Source organism: Marinobacter sp. H13, assembly GCF_059072335.1.
In genome coordinates this window covers 2728712-2745064 of sequence record NZ_JCACRU010000001.1, presented here as the reverse complement: position 1 = coordinate 2745064, position 16353 = coordinate 2728712, and the positions used below count along the sequence as shown (strand labels likewise).

The 16353-nt window shown below is 60.7% G+C and carries 13 protein-coding genes; 9 read left to right on the top strand and 4 right to left on the bottom strand.

The window, feature by feature from the left end; all coding sequences use genetic code 11:
* Nucleotides 1-73: 73 nt before the first annotated feature.
* A complete protein-coding gene (locus AC5JQH_RS12670; RefSeq protein WP_491712960.1) occupies nt 74-2518 on the top strand; it encodes an EAL domain-containing protein in 2445 nt (814 codons plus the stop codon).
* Nucleotides 2519-2545: 27 nt separating this feature from the next.
* Here AC5JQH_RS12670 and argH read toward each other — a convergent pair whose 3' ends face one another.
* A complete protein-coding gene (gene argH / locus AC5JQH_RS12665) occupies nt 2546-3955 on the bottom strand; it encodes an argininosuccinate lyase (protein WP_491712959.1) in 1410 nt (469 codons plus the stop codon).
* A gap of 119 nt (nt 3956-4074) precedes the next feature.
* Here argH and AC5JQH_RS12660 point away from each other — a divergent pair, with 119 nt between their 5' ends.
* The 6 genes from AC5JQH_RS12660 to AC5JQH_RS12635 all read left to right on the top strand — a co-directional run bounded on the left by AC5JQH_RS12660 (nt 4075) and on the right by AC5JQH_RS12635 (nt 10090).
* Complete coding sequence (locus AC5JQH_RS12660; RefSeq protein ID WP_288367048.1) at nt 4075-5115, top strand: sensor histidine kinase; 1041 nt, start codon at nt 4075-4077, stop codon at nt 5113-5115.
* Between the two features lie 29 nt (nt 5116-5144).
* Complete coding sequence (locus tag AC5JQH_RS12655; protein WP_014575852.1) at nt 5145-5894, top strand: LytR/AlgR family response regulator transcription factor; 750 nt, start codon at nt 5145-5147, stop codon at nt 5892-5894.
* Nucleotides 5895-5987: 93 nt separating this feature from the next.
* The gene (gene hemC / locus AC5JQH_RS12650) at nt 5988-6929 is read left to right on the top strand and encodes a hydroxymethylbilane synthase (RefSeq protein WP_014575851.1); all 942 of its coding nucleotides are present in this window, start codon (nt 5988-5990) and stop codon (nt 6927-6929) included.
* Nucleotides 6910-7719 carry a uroporphyrinogen-III synthase gene (locus tag AC5JQH_RS12645; protein WP_288367046.1) on the top strand — a complete coding sequence of 270 codons (810 nt, stop codon included), beginning with the start codon at nt 6910-6912 and terminating at the stop codon, nt 7717-7719. Before hemC ends, AC5JQH_RS12645 begins: the two co-directional genes overlap by 20 nt.
* 8 nt (nt 7720-7727) lie before the next feature.
* Complete coding sequence (locus AC5JQH_RS12640; RefSeq protein WP_092033532.1) at nt 7728-8852, top strand: uroporphyrinogen-III C-methyltransferase; 1125 nt, start codon at nt 7728-7730, stop codon at nt 8850-8852.
* Nucleotides 8849-10090, top strand: coding sequence for a heme biosynthesis HemY N-terminal domain-containing protein (locus AC5JQH_RS12635; protein ID WP_288367045.1), 1242 nt, complete (start codon nt 8849-8851; stop codon nt 10088-10090). Before AC5JQH_RS12640 ends, AC5JQH_RS12635 begins: the two co-directional genes overlap by 4 nt.
* 74 nt (nt 10091-10164) lie before the next feature.
* On the opposite strand, the gene AC5JQH_RS12630 is transcribed toward AC5JQH_RS12635, so the two are convergent.
* From AC5JQH_RS12630 to rho, 3 genes are all read right to left on the bottom strand, one after another.
* A complete protein-coding gene (locus AC5JQH_RS12630; RefSeq protein WP_053114153.1) occupies nt 10165-11169 on the bottom strand; it encodes an FAD-binding oxidoreductase in 1005 nt (334 codons plus the stop codon).
* Nucleotide 11170: 1 nt separating this feature from the next.
* Nucleotides 11171-12658 (bottom strand): 4-hydroxy-3-polyprenylbenzoate decarboxylase, encoded by a 1488-nt coding sequence (ubiD, locus tag AC5JQH_RS12625; RefSeq protein ID WP_062782888.1) that lies wholly within the window; start codon nt 12656-12658, stop codon nt 11171-11173.
* A gap of 247 nt (nt 12659-12905) precedes the next feature.
* Nucleotides 12906-14168 carry a transcription termination factor Rho gene (gene rho / locus AC5JQH_RS12620; RefSeq protein WP_008169890.1) on the bottom strand — a complete coding sequence of 421 codons (1263 nt, stop codon included), beginning with the start codon at nt 14166-14168 and terminating at the stop codon, nt 12906-12908.
* A gap of 364 nt (nt 14169-14532) precedes the next feature.
* Between rho and moaB the strand changes: the two genes are divergently transcribed.
* On the top strand, nt 14533-15105 hold the full coding sequence (gene moaB / locus AC5JQH_RS12615) for a molybdenum cofactor biosynthesis protein B (RefSeq protein WP_053114150.1): 573 nt from the start codon (nt 14533-14535) through the stop codon (nt 15103-15105).
* A gap of 33 nt (nt 15106-15138) precedes the next feature.
* A complete protein-coding gene (locus tag AC5JQH_RS12610; protein WP_273070147.1) occupies nt 15139-16353 on the top strand; it encodes a molybdopterin molybdotransferase MoeA in 1215 nt (404 codons plus the stop codon).

Sequence of the window (16353 nt, the reverse complement as noted above, 5' to 3'; positions counted from 1 at the left end):
TGAGTATGATGTCGGCATCGTGGCAAAACCTTTAAAAAAATAAAAGCTGCAGGACACGCGAGGCTTACCCGCTGTGAAAGAATTCATCATTCGCCGCTACCGTTCGGACCAGTCCGCGACCTCCGGGCGCCAGACCGTTTTACGCATCGACGATGAAGGAAAAGTTCTGTTCGCTGACCACCAGGCCGAGGCGGTGCTCGGTTATGAGAGCAGCGAACTGGAAGGCCAACCGGTGCACCGGATCCTGGCATCTCGCCAGGATGATCCCTTTGCACCGGCAAACCGCCACCGGATCGAGCGTGGCCAGAACGTCCTGGTGACCTTCCGGCACAAGGAAGGTTTCTTCTACACCGCCTGCCTGAGCCTGCGACTCGACGTTCGGGATTCCGACAAGGCGGCGAGTGCCACGATTGCCTTGTGCGACAGCTCAAGCAGGGATTCCCGCCTGTTGCGAGCAGCGGAGAGCAGTGCCGGTTTCGGGATCTGGGAACTGGACACCCGCACGAATGAAATGACCTGGACCGAGGGAATGTTCCAGCTTCTCGAGCTGAGACCGGGCGCCGAAATCACGCCCGAACAGGCGCTTTTCTACTGCCAGACCGGCCAGGCCAGGGTCCGGGCCATGTTCCGCCGCTGCCTCCGAACCGGAGACGCATTCTCCCTCAACCTCGATATCGTTACCTCGCAACAGAACCATCGTCGGGTGACCCTCAGTTGTCGGGCCCTGAAACAGGGCGGCCGGATTACCGGGCTCGGCGGCACCCTGGTAGACCGGACCGCCGATATGAAACTCGACAGGGCTCGCCAGCACGCAAACACCATGCTCGCAGCGGTCACCAGCGCCACCTCCGATCTGGTTGTGGCGGTCGATCTCTCGTTCAACCTGCTCCACTTCAATGACGCCTGGGCCAGACAGTTTGCCGAAACCTTTGGCGGGCGCCCGGAGGCAGGCGACAACCTGAGCGACTTGCTTCAGGAGTTCCCGAACGAACGCAGGCTGATGGAACGGCTCTGGCACCGGGCCTTCGAACGTGACAACTTCGTGGTCGAGATGCCCATGGCCCAGCAGTCGCGCCAGCTACCAGTGCATGAATTCCATTACCAGCGCCTGACCAACGACCAGGGCGAAATCACCGGCGCGGTGCACGTGGCCCGTCGCATTGAGCCCTGGCTGAATCACGCCTCCAGTGAGGAATACCGGATACGTCACGATCCGGTTACCGGCCTGATGAACAGAAAGGCATTCATCGCTCGGGTATTAAGAACCCTGGAGCAGAAAACCCATCGGGAATCCTGCGACAGCCTGCTCTACCTGGATCTGGATGAATTCGAACGCTTTAACGATCTTGCTGGCAGCGGCACCTGTGATCGCTACCTCAGGGAGCTGGCCGGCAACCTCGGCGTGCGCGTCCGGCAGCGTGACGCCCTCGCCCGCCTCGCTGGCGACACCTTCGCCCTTCTGATCGAGAACTGCCCGGAAGCGCGGGCCCGCAAGATTGCCCAGGAAACCCTTGATTTGATCGGCGACTTTGTCTTCGACTGGCAGGGTCACAGCCTCCAGACCACCGCATCGGGCGGCCTGTTGATTCTGGACAACGACGTCCCTGCGGATCCGGAGCAGCTTCTGGTCCAGGCTGCGGACCTGTGCCACACCGCCAAAACCTCCGGACGCAACCGGGTTCACGCGGCCAGCGCTATTGCCAACCAGACGGACGATTCAGTGGCCAGCAAACGGGTCGAGCAGATCCGCGACGCGCTGGACAAACAGTCGCTGATTCTGGAATACCAGGCCATGAGGCCGGTGGCCAGCCCCACCTGGGGCGATCACATCGAAATCCTCTGTCGGATTCCAACAACGTCGGATGATGAGACGACACTCCTGCCCGACGATTTCCTGCCCATTGCGGAACGGTTTGACCTGGCAAAGCGCCTGGATCGCCAGGTGATCCGGCAAACCCTGGAATGGCTCGGTAACCAGCCCTTGCTGGAACCCCGATTGAAGTACTGTGGATTTAACCTGTCACTGGCAACTGTGTTGGATGACACCTTCGCCGACTTCATGGCCGATGCCCTGAACCAATCCCCGTTTGCCCCGGACTGTTTCTGCCTGGAAATCCGTGAGGCCCACGCCACCCAGTATCCCGACGACGTGGCCGTGCTTTGCGACGCCCTGCATCGGGCAGGCTTCCGCGTCGCCCTGGACGGTGCCGGCGCATCGGTGGAAAGCTACAGCCTGGCGGCGAGATTACCCGTGGATATCATCAAACTGGACCGGAGAATGGTTCAGCAGCTGGAGGAGGACCCGGTGCAGCAGGTGATGCTGGAAGCACTGCACCGGATTGCCGAGGCCGCCGGCAAAGTGACGGTGGCCACGTTTATCGAAAGCGACGATGCCCTTCGCAAGGTACGGACTCTGGGCATTCACTACGGACAGGGCTACCGGCTATGCCGACCTGAGCCACTGGACGAACTCACGCCGGCGGCGGTAGACCTCGCTACAGGGCGAATCGGCGGTTAACCGTTTCGCCCCGCTGAGTGCGCCGGCTCAACCCAGCTGGTTGCGGGCCCGACCGACCGCCGCACGCACCTGATCCGGCGCTGTGCCACCGAGATGATCACGGGCCTGGACCGAACCTTCCAGGGTCAGCACATCGAAAACATCGGCGCCGATATGATCGGAGAACTGCTGCAGCTCTTCGAGGGTCATATCAGACAGGTCACGACCTTCAGCCACACCGAACGCCACGGACTTGCCCACGATCTCGTGGGCGTCCCGGAAAGGCACGCCTTTCTTGACCAGGTAATCCGCCAGATCGGTGGCGGTCGAGAAACCGCGCTTGGCCGCCACCCGCATGTTGTCGGCCTTGGAGCGAATGGCCGGAATCATGTCAGCGTAGGCTTTCAGGCAGCCCTTGATGGTATCGACGGTATCGAACAGGGGCTCCTTGTCTTCCTGATTGTCCTTGTTGTAGGCCAGCGGCTGGCTCTTCATCAGGGTCAGCAGGCTGATCAGGTGGCCGTTGACGCGACCGGTCTTGCCCCGCACCAGCTCCGGCACATCCGGATTCTTTTTCTGCGGCATGATGGACGAGCCGGTGCAGAAGCGATCCGGCAGATCAATGAAATCGAACTGGGCGGAGGTCCAGAGCACCAGCTCCTCGCTGAACCGGGACAGATGCGTCATCAGCAGCGCCCCAAAGCTACAGAATTCAATGGCAAAGTCCCGGTCGCTGACGGAGTCCAGGCTGTTCTCGCTGGGCCTATCAAAGCCCAGCAGCCTGGCGGTCATCGCGCGATCGATGGGGTAGGTGGTGCCCGCCAGGGCCGCGGCACCCAGGGGCATCACGTTGACCCGCTTGCGACAATCCTGCAGGCGCTCGCCATCCCGTACCAGCATTTCGTACCAGGCCAGCAGGTGGTGCCCGAAGGTGACCGGCTGGGCGGTTTGCAGATGGGTGAAGCCGGGCATGATGGTCTCCGCCTCGCGCTCGGCCAGGTCCAGCAGGCCCGCTTGCAGGCGTTTCAGTTCCTCGGCGATGACATCGATTTCGTCCCGCAGGTACAGACGGATATCCGTAGCCACCTGATCGTTGCGGCTACGACCGGTGTGCAGTTTCTTGCCGGTGATGCCGATACGGTCAGTCAGGCGTGCCTCGATATTCATGTGCACGTCTTCAAGGCTGACCGACCACTGGAAATTACCGGCCTCGATGTCTGCCTTGACCCCTTTCAGGCCCTCGATGATCTGGTCCCGCTCCTCGTTGGTGATCACGCCAACCTCGGCCAGCATGGTGGCATGGGCAATGGAACCGGTGATGTCGTGATGGTACAGGCGCTGGTCAAATCCCACGGATGCGGTAAATTTTTCAACAAAGGCATCGGTGGGTTCACTGAAGCGTCCGCCCCAGGGTTTTTCAGAGCTTGTGGTCTGGTCAGACTTTTTCTGATCCGTCATGGTCTATCTTTCCTGCTGACAGCCCGGCATCATCTGGCGGGAACTGGGTACATTGAACGTGGCGGGAGTATACCATTCTGACCCGGGTAAAGGAGACACCCCGTAACGGGGACAAAGATGTGACAGCGAGCGAGTTCTTCGTTCCGGACCTGTGCCGGGTGAGGGCCGTGTTCCTGTTGCTGGTGACCAGTGAACTGCTGGTTCTGGTGCTCGCCATCGTGCAGGCGGATCGGGGCTGGATCGACTGGAATTACTTCGGACTGCTGTCACTGTTCGTGCAGTGGACCACCCTCACCAGTGCCGCCCTGATCTGCCTATTGCGCACGCGGCTTGCTCGAATGTCCGTCTCCGGGGCAACGACCACCATCGTCGCCATTGTGCTGCTGGATGTGCTCGCCTTCAGCCTGTTCGCCGACAGCGTACTGCACCCCCAGGACGGCGTGGCCGTCTGGCAGGGCGTAGCCAAGAAAATGCTGCTGGCGTTGCTGATCGTGCTCATGGTGCTGCGCTATTTTTACCTGCAGCACCAGTGGCAACAGCAGCGTGAAGCGGAAATGCAGGCGCATCTGGCATCACTGCAGGCCCGCATTCAGCCACACTTCCTGTTCAACAGCATGAACACCATTGCCAGCCTGATTGCCATCAATCCGGAACGGGCCGAAGAAGCCGTTCTGGATCTTTCGGAACTGTTTCGCGCCAGCCTTCGCACCGGCGACCAGCTGATTCCGCTATCGAGGGAACTGGCTTTGTGCCAGCGTTACCTGGCCATCGAAGCACTGCGCCTGGGCGACCGCCTGAAACTGGAATGGCAGATTGAAGAAGGCCTGGAGCACCAGGCCATTCCCCCGCTCACACTGCAGCCATTGGTGGAAAACGCCATCTACCATGGTATCCAGCCGCGCCCGGACGGTGGCACCGTCAGGATTGAAGCCCAGGCCAAAGGCGAATTTGTCTACCTGCTGGTACAGAATCCAAAGCCGGACCAGAATAAGCAGCAACATGACGGCAACCGAATGGCGCTGGCCAACATTCAGTCACGGCTACGGGCGCTTTTCGGTGAGCCGGCGGTGCTCAAACACAGCCACCAGCACGATGTGTACACGGTTACCCTGCGACTGCCGCGACGGAAGGCCGGCGAGCAGAGAGCCCGAAAACAATAAACCCCTGACCAACGGAACCGAGACAAGACATGACTGATACCCGCAGCGTCCTGATCGCCGATGACGAACCCCTGGCCCGGGAACGCATCCGCCGGTTGGTGGAGGCGGTTCCGGGGTATCGGGTCTGTGGCGAAGCTGCAGACGGCGACAGTTGCTTGAAACAGGTGGCGGAACTGGAGCCAGACATACTGTTGCTGGATATCCGGATGCCGGGCATGGACGGCATGGAGGCCGCCAGCAGACTTAGCCAGCTGGCCAATCCACCGGCGCTGATCTTCTGCACGGCCTACGACCACTACGCTATCCAGGCATTCGACGTGCAGGCCATCGCCTACCTGCTCAAACCGGTTCGCAAAGAGGCCTTGGCGGAGGCCCTGGCCCGGGCCGGCAGGGTCAACCGGGTACAGTTGCAGGCACTCAACGGCCAGGCTGCCCACAGCCAGGAACAGTTGGCGGTGCGCACGCACCGCGGCACCGAGCTGATCGATCTGTCGGAAATCCTCTACTGCGAGGCAGATCAAAAATACGTCACCATCCATCACGCCCGGGGCGAAACCGTGTGTGACTACACGCTGAAGGAACTGGAAAACAGCTACCCGAGCACCCTGCTCAGGATCCACCGGAACACCCTGGTGGGGGTTCGCTTTATCCAGGCACTGAGACGGACGCCGGATGGCCACAACCTGGTCGCCCTGAGGGAAGGCCGGGGCGAACTGCCGGTCAGCCGCCGCCATGCCAGCAACGTGCGCCAGTGGCTTCAGGAGCACCAGCCAGGCTGAACCAGCATGACTCCCAAAGGTGGTAGCCGCGGGACTTTTCTGCCGCCACAAGGTAACCTTGGCGGACATTTTTTCGAACCGACAGTGAGTGTCATGTCCAAACGTACCCTTCGCATTGCAACCCGCAGCAGCGCACTGGCGCTGTGGCAGGCGGAATTCATCAAGGCCGAACTGGAAAGGCTGCACGACAACATCACCGTGGAACTGGTCAAGATCAAGACCCAGGGCGACAAGATCCTGGACGTGCCCCTGGCGAAAATCGGCGGCAAGGGCCTGTTCGTCAAGGAACTGGAAGAGGCCATGCTGGACGGCCGGGCCGACCTGGCCGTGCATTCCATGAAAGACGTGCCCATGGAGTTTCCGGAAGGGCTGGGGCTGGTGGCTATCTGCGAGCGTGAAGACCCGACCGACGCCTTTGTCAGCAACCACTACGACAACGTTGACGCCCTGCCCCACGGTGCCGTGGTCGGCACCGCAAGCCTGCGCCGGGAGGCCCAGCTTCGAGCCTATCGCCCGGATCTGGAAATCCGCGTGCTGCGCGGCAACGTCAACACCCGCCTGGCCAAGCTTGATGCCGGCGAATACGAAGCGATTGTACTGGCCAGCTCCGGGCTTAAGCGTCTGGGCTTTCACGAGCGCATCCGCTACTGCCTGCCCGACACGTTGTCGCTGCCGGCGGTCGGCCAGGGCGCCCTGGGCATTGAATGCCGGGTCGATGACCAGGATCTGCTGGCCATGCTCGAACCCCTGAAGCACAAAGACACCTGGGATCGCGTCACCGCCGAACGGGCTCTGAACCGTCGGCTGGAAGGTGGTTGTCAGGTGCCAATCGCGGCGTACGCGCTTCTTGAAGACGACGATACAATCTGGCTGCGGGGCTTGGTGGGCGCTGTTGATGGCACCCAGATTTTCCGGGTCGAAGGCCGCGCGCCACGGGCCGAAGGCGAACGTCTGGGCCGGGAACTGGCCGAGGATCTGCTGGCTCTCGGAGCCGACAAGGTGCTGGCTGAAATCTATGGCCACACACCAACCTGAGCCCGACCTGAACGGCCGGCGGATTCTGATCTGCCGGCCCGAGCCCGAGGCTTCGCGCCTGGCCAGCCGGTTTCGTGCAGCCGGTGCCGATGTACATATCCTGCCACTGATTGACCGGGAACCTCTGCCGGAAACGCCCGAGCGCCGCACACTCATTCTGAGCCTGGATGAATTTTCCCATGTGATCGCAGTCAGCCCGTTTGCCGCCCGGCTGCTGCTGGAAGAGGTGGACACCTGGTGGCCCCAGGTGCCCATGGGCATCCGCTGGTATGGCGTTGGTGCCGGCACCGCAGCCGTGCTTGCGGAACACGGTCTCAGCCCGCGGCGGCCGCCCGAGGGCTGGACCAGCGAGGCACTACTGGCATTGCCGTCACTGCAAAACCTCCAGCATGAGCGGGTTCTGCTCGCTCGCGGGGAAACCGGACGCGAACTGATCCGCGAAACCCTTGAAGCCAGGGGCGCCCGCGTGACCCTGCTGCCCCTGTACCGCCGCTTTCGCCCTGACCACGCGCCGGAGCGGATCCGGGCCACCCTCGATACCTTTGCTCCGGAGGCCATCGTCGCCCTGTCGGGCGAAACCTTGAACAATCTCATCGCACTATGTGCGAATAGCGGCCATAATCTATACGATAGGTTATTGATTGTTCCCGCAGATCGGGTTGCCGAACAGGCCCGGACAGCGGGATTCCTAAATCCGTGTATACCAGGAAGCCTTGCCGATAACGACATCGTGGCCACGGTTGCAGCGCAACTTGCCGGCCGGGACGGTGGCTCCGGAAAAGCCAAGTAAGGACGCCCGTGACAGAGACAACGAATCAACTGCCCGCAACCGTTTCCAAGGAACCGCCTGCTCGCCAGAAACTCTGGCCGGTATGGCTGGTTGCCATTCTCGCCCTGATCATCGCAATCGCCCTGGCGCTCTGGAGCTGGCAACAGTGGAACAACCACCAGGCTGTCATGCAGACAATCGAGAGCCTGAAGCAGGACACCGCCCAGCTTGAAGATCTCTATGGCGACCGCGGCAGCCAGCAAAGCCAGCGCCTGCAGTCCCTCGAAGAGAAACTGGCGAGCCAGCGAGAACTGATTGCCACCCAGCAGCGCCAGATCGACCACAATGCCCGTGAACTGCTGGAAGCCGGAAACCGCACACGCACGGACTGGCTGCTGGCCGAGGCGGAATACCTTCTGCGCATTGCCAATCAGCGGTTGATGATCGAAAAAGACATCCGCGGAGCCATGTCGGCCCTGGAAGCGGCAGACGAAGTGCTGAATGAATCCGACGACATCGGTGTCTACCCGGTTCGCCAGCAACTGGCTCGCGAAATCCTCGCACTCAAGGGCCTGACCGGCGTTGACCGCACCGGACTCTACCTGACACTGGAAGCGGCCATCGACAGCATTCACCAGCTTACCGACCAGGCCCTGATCAGTGAGAACGCGCCCGGCTTTGTGGTCAACGCTGCACAGGGAGAAAGCGCTGGAACCGACGAAGAACCCGGCGCTGTGGTACAGGCCTGGAACAAGGTGAAAGCAACACTGATGCAGGTGGTGGTTGTGCGCCGCATGGACGAGCCGGTCAAGCCGCTGCTCTCTCCCGACCAGAGCGCCTATGCCCGACTAAACCTACAGCTGATGCTGGAAGAGGCCGAGATGGCGGTATTGCGGGGCAACCAGCCGCTGTATGAGCGCGCCCTTACCAAGGCCCGAACCACCATTGACGACTGGTACAACGCAAGCAATCCCCGGGTCACCGCCCTGAGTGACACCCTGGCTGAGCTGGCCGGCAAGAACGTGGACCCGGAGCTGCCGGATATCAGTCAGTCCCTGGACCTGCTCAAGGAGCGGCTGGCCGGACGCCTAAATGCCAACAATGATAATGGCGAGGACAACGCCGACGGCGGTAATGGAGGCGATGATTCATGATTCGCCTGTTACTGATCGTTCTGCTGGCGCTGCTGATTGGCACCGGCCTTTCCCTCGGATTGCAATATGATCTGGGCTACATCCGGATCAGCCTTGGCCATTACCTGATCGAAACCAACTTCTGGGTGGGGCTGGGCCTGATCGTGGCCCTGATCGTGCTGACTGTCCTGACCATCAACCTCATCCGCCGACTCAGAACCAGCACCGGCCTGGTGGCGGGCTGGATTGCCCGCGGCAATGAACGCCGGGCCCGACGCCGGACCACCCAGGGTTTGCTGGCGCTGGCCGAAGGCAACTGGCCCAGGGCCCGCAAACTGCTGACATCCTCCGCAAGCCATGCCGACACGCCCCTGATCAATTATCTTGCCGCCGCCCAGGCATCGTTCGAGACCGGTGATCACGAGGCCGTGGATGATCTGCTTCGCAAGGCCTTCGACAGCACCCCCGGCTCTGACATGGCCGTCGGTATTACCCAGGCCCAGCTGCAACTGGCAGGCAACCGCCTTGAACAGGCCCTGGCCACGCTGGTTCGCCTTCGCAAACAGTCGCCCCATCACCCCTTTGTGCTGAAACTGCTCAAAAACACCTATCTGCGCCTGGAAGACTGGCGCGAACTGTCCAGGTTATTGCCTGAACTTCGCAAACGCAGCGTGCTCTCGGAAGCGGAACTCAATGATCTGGAACGCCAGGTCTGGCATAACCTGCTGGAGTGTGCCGCGGAAGATTGCCGGCGCCAGCAGAAACAGGATCCCGATGCATCCCTGGAACCGCTGACCAGGCTCTGGGACGAATTGCCGGGCTTCCTGCGTCGCGACGAATACACCATAAGGGACTACGCCCGCCTGCTTGCCAGCCTTGGCGACGAGGTACAGACCGAAACCCTGTTGCGCAAGGTGCTGCGCAACCACTGGAGCGATGAGCTGATCAATCTGTACGGGCGGGTGAAGGGCCAGAAACCGGATGAACAGTTGTTGCTGGCCGAACAATGGCTGAAAGACCGGCCCAACAACCCCGAGCTTCTGCTGGCCCTGGGACGGCTGAGCCTTCGCAACGAACTCTGGGGCAAGGCCCGTGAATATTTCGAGACCAGCCTGCGGCTGAAGCGGAGCCGGGAGGCACTGGCAGAGCTAAGCCGCCTGAATGCCCACATGGGCGAGGAAGAAGCCAGCGTCAAATTGCTGATGCAGGGGCTGGCCAAGGATAACGGGCTGCCGGAACTGCCAATGCCGAGGGCTTAGCGCCAAGGTGTAATGAAAAAGGGCCAGATGAACGTCTCATCTGGCCCTTTTTTTATTCTACTACACAGGCTGCTTCACGAACGGGGGGCGTACTCCAGCACGTCAGAAAAGAACGCCTCTTCGGGCAGGCCCGCATCTACCAGAGCATCCATCAGTGTGTACACCATGGTGGGCGAACCGCTGGCATGGACCTCCACATTCTTCCAGTCCATACCGGATGCAAGCACCGCGCGAACCAGCTGGTCGTGATGGCCAGCCCAGTCATTATCCTCGTCATCTCCCACCACCGGCAGGAACGTGAAGCGGGGCCACTCGTCCTGCCACTGCTGTGCCAGGGCGCGAAGATACATGTCCTCGTGTCGACGAACTCCCCAGTACAGCTTGACCGGTTGGTCGTAGGACGTTTCCCGGAGGTAATCCACCAGGCTCTTCATCTGGGCAAAGCCGGTGCCGGCAGCCACCAGCAACAGCGGCCTGGTCGGCACTGACGCCAGGCAGGCTTTGCCATGGGGCAGCTCCACGGTTACCTCGCCACCGGACGTCAGGGCATCAATCACCTTCTGCGCGGACACCCACTCGGGGGTCGCCTGGATATGCAGCTCGATATTCTGGTCCGATGGACTGCTGGCGATGGAAAAGTAACAGGGGTCAGCATCAGGCAGATTGACCGACAGATATTGCCCGGCATGAAACGACAGCTCCCGACGCCGCGGAAGCTGTAGCTCAACGCGATAGACATCGTGACTGATCGACCTTACGTCCACGACTTTTGCCTGAAACTTGCCAGGCTGATTGTTTCCAGCTGCCATAACGGCGGATATCTCCAGTTCCAGATCCGTGAGCGCGATGCTACGGCACATCATCAAGCGCTCACCGATCTTTATAGTCTGTTGGTTTCGGGTATTAAGCGCGGCGCCCTTCAGTAACCGGGCCTCGCAGATTTCACATACCCCGTTGCGACAGGCTGCCGGCACAGCTACGCCAGCCCGCGCGGCAGCGCCGAGCAAGTCTGCCTCCGACGCCGCAATGAAGGCGATACCAGAGGGCCAAAGCCGCACCGCCCGATGTTCACTGCCCATATCAGTCGGGGCGCGATGCCGGACTTTCAATACCCAGGGTATCCCACAGCTCGTCGACGCGTTTTTTCACATCTTCGGTCATGGCGATCGGCTCACCCCACTCCCGGGTGGTCTCACCCGGCCACTTGTTGGTGGCATCCATCCCCATTTTGGAACCCAGGCCGGATACCGGCGAGGCAAAGTCCAGGTAATCGATGGGCGTATTCTCCACCAGCGTGGTATCCCGGGTTGGATCCATCCGGGTAGTGATCGCCCAGATCACGTCTTCCCAGTTACGGGCATTCACGTCGTCATCCGTGACAATCACAAATTTGGTGTACATGAACTGCCGAAGAAACGACCATACCCCCATCATCACCCGTTTGGCATGGCCGGGGTACTGTTTCTTCATGGTCACCACTGCAAGGCGATAGGAACAGCCTTCCGGTGGCAGGTAAAAATCCACGATCTCCGGGAACTGCTTCTGCAGAATCGGAATAAAGACCTCGTTCAGGGCCACCCCGAGAATCGCCGGCTCATCAGGCGGGCGACCGGTATAGGTACTGTGATAGATCGGATCCCGGCGATGAGTGACCCGTTCTACGGTGAATACCGGGAAGTGGTCCACTTCGTTGTAGTAACCGGTGTGATCACCGAACGGTCCTTCCGGCGCCATGTCATCCGGGTAGATGAAACCTTCCAGCACGATTTCGGCGCTTGCCGGCACCTGCAGATCGCTCAGCCCCGCCTTGACCAGCTCGGTCCGGCTGCCGCGAAGCAGCCCGGCAAAGGCGTATTCCGACAGCGTATCCGGCACCGGCGTCACCGCCCCCAGAATGGTCGCCGGATCGGCACCGAGGGCCACAGCCACCGGATAGGGTTGGCCGGGATTGCTCTTCTGGAACTCCTGGAAATCCAGGGCACCACCGCGATGACTCAGCCAGCGCATGATCAGACGGTTGCGACCGATGACCTGCTGCCGGTAGATGCCCAGGTTCTGGCGTTCTTTATGGGGCCCACGGGTAATCACCAGTGGCCAGGTCACCAGCGGCCCGGCATCGCCAGGCCAGCAATGCTGCACCGGAATCTGATACAGGTCCACCTGATCCTTTTCGATCACGACATCCTGGCAGGGCGCGGAACGCAGTACCTTGGGGCTCATGCGCATCACCTGCCGGAACAGCGGCAGTTTTTCGATGGCATCGCGAAAACCCTTGGGGGGATCCGGTTCCTTGAGAAACGCGAGGAGCTTACCGATGTCCCGAAGCGCCGTGACGTTATCCTGCCCCATGCCCAACGCTACCCGCTTCGGTGTCCCGAACAGGTTGGCCAGCACCGGCATGTCATAGCCCTTGGGGTTTTCAAACAACAACGCAGGACCACCTGCCCGCAATGTACGGTCGCAGATTTCGGTCATTTCCAGATGGGGGTCGACTTCAACGCTGATGCGTTTCAGCTCACCCAGCTTCTCCAGCTGGTCAATGAAGTCTCGCAGGTCGTTGTATTTCATCGGTTACTCCGTTCAGATATGCCAGTACTACGGAGATCGGTGGTCGCTGGACTGCTTTAAAGCAGTTGGAACAAACTGCGCGCACGTGGCATGAACGGCGGAGCCGGGGAGAACCTCCCCGGACCGTGCATTGCCAGGGATGGCAATGCCGAGCCCCCAGGGATGGGTTCACGGCGTGTCCGGGGAGGTTCTCCCCGGCTCTGCCCGCCCCCAAAACCAGAGGCGCTAGTCCTAGCTTAGGGAGAGATCAACGACGCTTCATGGACTGAAAAAACTCGTCGTTGGTCTTGGTGTCCTTGAGCTTGTCCAGCAGGAACTCGATGGCGGCGGTATCGTCGTCCATAGAATGCAGGAGCTTGCGCAGGATCCAGACCCGCTGGATGTCGGCTTCACTCATCAGCAGATCCTCACGACGGGTGCCGGAGCTGCGGATATTGATCGCCGGATAGGTTCGCTTCTCGGCAATCTTGCGATCCAGATGGATCTCCATGTTGCCGGTGCCCTTGAACTCCTCGTAGATAACCTCGTCCATCTTGGAACCAGTGTTGACCAGCGCCGTGGCAAGGATGGTCAGGCTTCCACCTTCTTCCACGTTACGGGCGGCACCGAAGAAGCGCTTGGGTTTTTCCAGGGCATGGGCGTCAACACCACCGGTCAGGACCTTGCCGGAGGACGGGATCACCGTGTTGTAGGCACGAGCCAGACGGGTGATGGAATCCAGCAGGATGACCACGTCCTTCTTGTGCTCTACCAGACGCTTGGCCTTTTCAATCACCATTTCAGCAACCTGCACGTGGCGGGCCGGCGGCTCGTCAAACGTGGAGGCGATGACCTCGCCGCGCACGGTGCGCTGCATCTCGGTCACTTCCTCTGGCCGCTCGTCAATCAGCAGTACCATGACATGGCACTCTGGATTGTTGCGGGTGATGGACTGGGCGATGCTCTGCATCAGCAGTGTCTTACCGGCCTTGGGCGGGGAAACGATAAGCCCGCGCTGGCCTTTACCGATGGGCGCAACCAGGTCCAGGACCCGGGAGGAGAGATCCTCGGTACTGCCGTTACCGGCCTCGAGCATCAGGCGCTCGTCCGGGAACAGCGGCGTGAGGTTCTCGAAGAGAATCTTGTTTCGGGCGTTATCCGGCTTGTCGAAATTGATCTCGCTGACCTTCAACAAGGCAAAGTAGCGCTCACCATCTTTGGGCGGGCGAATCTTGCCTGCGACCGTGTCGCCCGTGCGCAGGTTAAACCGGCGGATCTGACTCGGAGAGACATAGATGTCGTCAGGCCCTGCCAGGTAGGAGGCGTCAGCGGAACGGAGGAAGCCGAAGCCGTCCTGCAGAATTTCCAGTACGCCGTCGCCGTAGATGTCTTCGCCGCTTTTTGCGTGCTTCTTCAGGATTGTGAAGATCACATCCTGTTTGCGCGAACGAGCCAGGTTATCGAGGCCCATCTCTTGCGCAATATCGAGCAATTCGGGCACGGATTTCTGCTTGAGTTCAGTAAGATTCATAGTTTGTTGGATTTTCAGGAATGGAAGTAAACGAGTATTGGAATGACAGGGGTGCCCCTGAACGTATTGATCGTAAAAAAACGCTGAACTTGGTGCTGGCCAGTTGGAGCAACCGGTGTAGATGGAGTCCGGAATTAAGGTACTGAAGCCAGAGAGTGGGAACAACCGTTCGCCGGGCAAGAGCGATCATCGGCCACCTGACTGGCGAATGTCAAGTGCACTGCACAAATTAACAGCAATTTCACGCCAAACCGGCCACAACCGGCCGCTGGCGCCTCCCCCTGATGGGTTACTCCCTTCCATTAAAAGCCCGTGATGGCGATACTGGCGTATAACAACTTTTCAACGATTATGGAGCCCATCCATGAGCAGTGTACCCAGTACCGAAATGAAACCCCTGAACGTTGCCCTGCTGACCGTCTCCGATACCCGTGGGCCTGAACAGGACACGTCCGGGCAATTTCTGGAGGACAGCGTGGTCGAAGCCGGCCACAACCTGGTCGCCCGCCGGATCCTGCCGGACGACGTCTATCTGGTGCGGGCCTTGTTGTCCGGCTGGATTGCCGATTCACAGGTGCACGCAGTGATCATTACCGGTGGCACCGGCCTGCTTGAACGAGATAGCACACCGGAGGCGGTAAGGCCTTTGCTCGACAAAACCATCGAAGGCTTTGGTGAGGAATTCCGCCGCCTGTCAGCCGCCGAAATCGGATCATCAACCGTGCAGTCACGGGCGATGGCGGGAATGGCAAACCACACGGTGATCTTCTGCCTGCCCGGCTCGACCGGCGCCTGCCGCACCGGCTGGGAAGGCATTCTCCTCAGTCAGCTGGACAGCCGTCACACACCATGCAATTTCTCGGGGCTGGTCTTGCGCAAACCCGAGAAGCCAATGTCGCGGCTCAACGAAGTCATTGGACAGCGCGCCAAGCGCTGAGGCAGAAGACATCCCGATCGGAGTTAAGACTTGATGGCCAAGCCAAACCTCACGCCCCTGGAAGATGCCCTGGACCACTTGTTGTCGGAAGCACCGGTGGTTGCGCAGATTGAAACCGTCGCACTGGCCGACTCCCTGGGCCGGGTACTTGCCGAAAACCACTATGTGCCGGCCGACGTGCCGCCGGCTGACAACAGTGCGGTGGACGGATACGCCCTGCGCAAACAGGATCTGCATGGAGACCGGCCAATACCGGTCTCGGCCCGGATTCCGGCCGGTGAAGCGCCGAAGCCCCTGGAACCCGGCACCGCTGCGCGCATCTTTACCGGCTCAGAGATTCCCGAGGGCGCCGACTCGGTGGTCATGCAGGAGCGGATTGAGGTGACGGAATCCGGCATTCTTGTACAGGCGGAAGTAGACGAAGGGCAGAATATTCGCCGCCGGGGGCAGGATCTCACCCGGGGCGATCTTGCTCTGGCAAAAGGTACACAGGTACGTCCCAATGAGATGGGACTACTGGCCTCCATGGGCGTTGCCCGGGTTGCCGTCCTGGCGCGGTTGAAAGTCGCCATTCTCTCCACGGGAGATGAGCTGGTGGACCCTGGCTTGCCGCTCGGCCCGGGCCAGATCTACAACAGCAACCGCTTCACCCTGATGGGGTTGCTCACCGAAGCCGGTTGCGAGGTCGTTCTGTGCGAAACACTCAGGGACAAGCGCGAGGCGACCCGCGAAACACTGCAGCGTGCGGCCGAGGCCGCTGACCTGGTTATCACCAGCGGTGGCGTATCCGTGGGCGAAGAGGACCACGTGCGTGCAGTGCTGGAGGAGTCAGGCAGTCTGTCGCTCTGGAAGATGGCCATCAAGCCCGGGAAACCGGTGGCTTTTGGTGCCATCGGGGGGACCCCGGTGCTGGGACTGCCCGGCAACCCGGGGTCTGTGCTGGTCACTTTCCTGATGGTGGGCATGCCCTATATCCGGAAACGCCAGGGGCGCAACCCGAAACCTCTCTCGGGCGAGCGGATACCGGCAGACTTTACCATTGACTCGCCGTCGATACGCCGGGAGTTCGTCCGGGCCCGCAAGGAATCCCGGGGATCCGGGCCGGTGGTGGCCGCCTATCCCAACCAGAGCTCCGGCATCCTGAGCTCTACCTGTTGGGCTGACGGCCTGGCCGTGGTGCCTGAAAACAGCACCGTCAGCCCCGGCGACCTGCTAACCTACTACTCGTTTGCGGAACTGTTGAGCTGA

What these genes read in the sequence shown, in the direction of transcription:
- argH (WP_491712959.1), bottom strand. Translation starts at nt 3,955, where the DNA reads ATGACGGATCAGAAAAAGTCTGACCAGACCACAAGCTCTGAAAAACCC.
- AC5JQH_RS12655 (WP_014575852.1), top strand. Translation starts at nt 5,145, where the DNA reads ATGACTGATACCCGCAGCGTCCTGATCGCCGATGACGAACCCCTGGCC.
- hemC (WP_014575851.1), top strand. Translation starts at nt 5,988, where the DNA reads ATGTCCAAACGTACCCTTCGCATTGCAACCCGCAGCAGCGCACTGGCG.
- AC5JQH_RS12645 (WP_288367046.1), top strand. Translation starts at nt 6,910, where the DNA reads ATGGCCACACACCAACCTGAGCCCGACCTGAACGGCCGGCGGATTCTG.
- AC5JQH_RS12635 (WP_288367045.1), top strand. Translation starts at nt 8,849, where the DNA reads ATGATTCGCCTGTTACTGATCGTTCTGCTGGCGCTGCTGATTGGCACC.
- AC5JQH_RS12630 (WP_053114153.1), bottom strand. Translation starts at nt 11,169, where the DNA reads ATGGGCAGTGAACATCGGGCGGTGCGGCTTTGGCCCTCTGGTATCGCC.
- ubiD (WP_062782888.1), bottom strand. Translation starts at nt 12,658, where the DNA reads ATGAAATACAACGACCTGCGAGACTTCATTGACCAGCTGGAGAAGCTG.
- rho (WP_008169890.1), bottom strand. Translation starts at nt 14,168, where the DNA reads ATGAATCTTACTGAACTCAAGCAGAAATCCGTGCCCGAATTGCTCGAT.
- moaB (WP_053114150.1), top strand. Translation starts at nt 14,533, where the DNA reads ATGAGCAGTGTACCCAGTACCGAAATGAAACCCCTGAACGTTGCCCTG.
- AC5JQH_RS12610 (WP_273070147.1), top strand. Translation starts at nt 15,139, where the DNA reads ATGGCCAAGCCAAACCTCACGCCCCTGGAAGATGCCCTGGACCACTTG.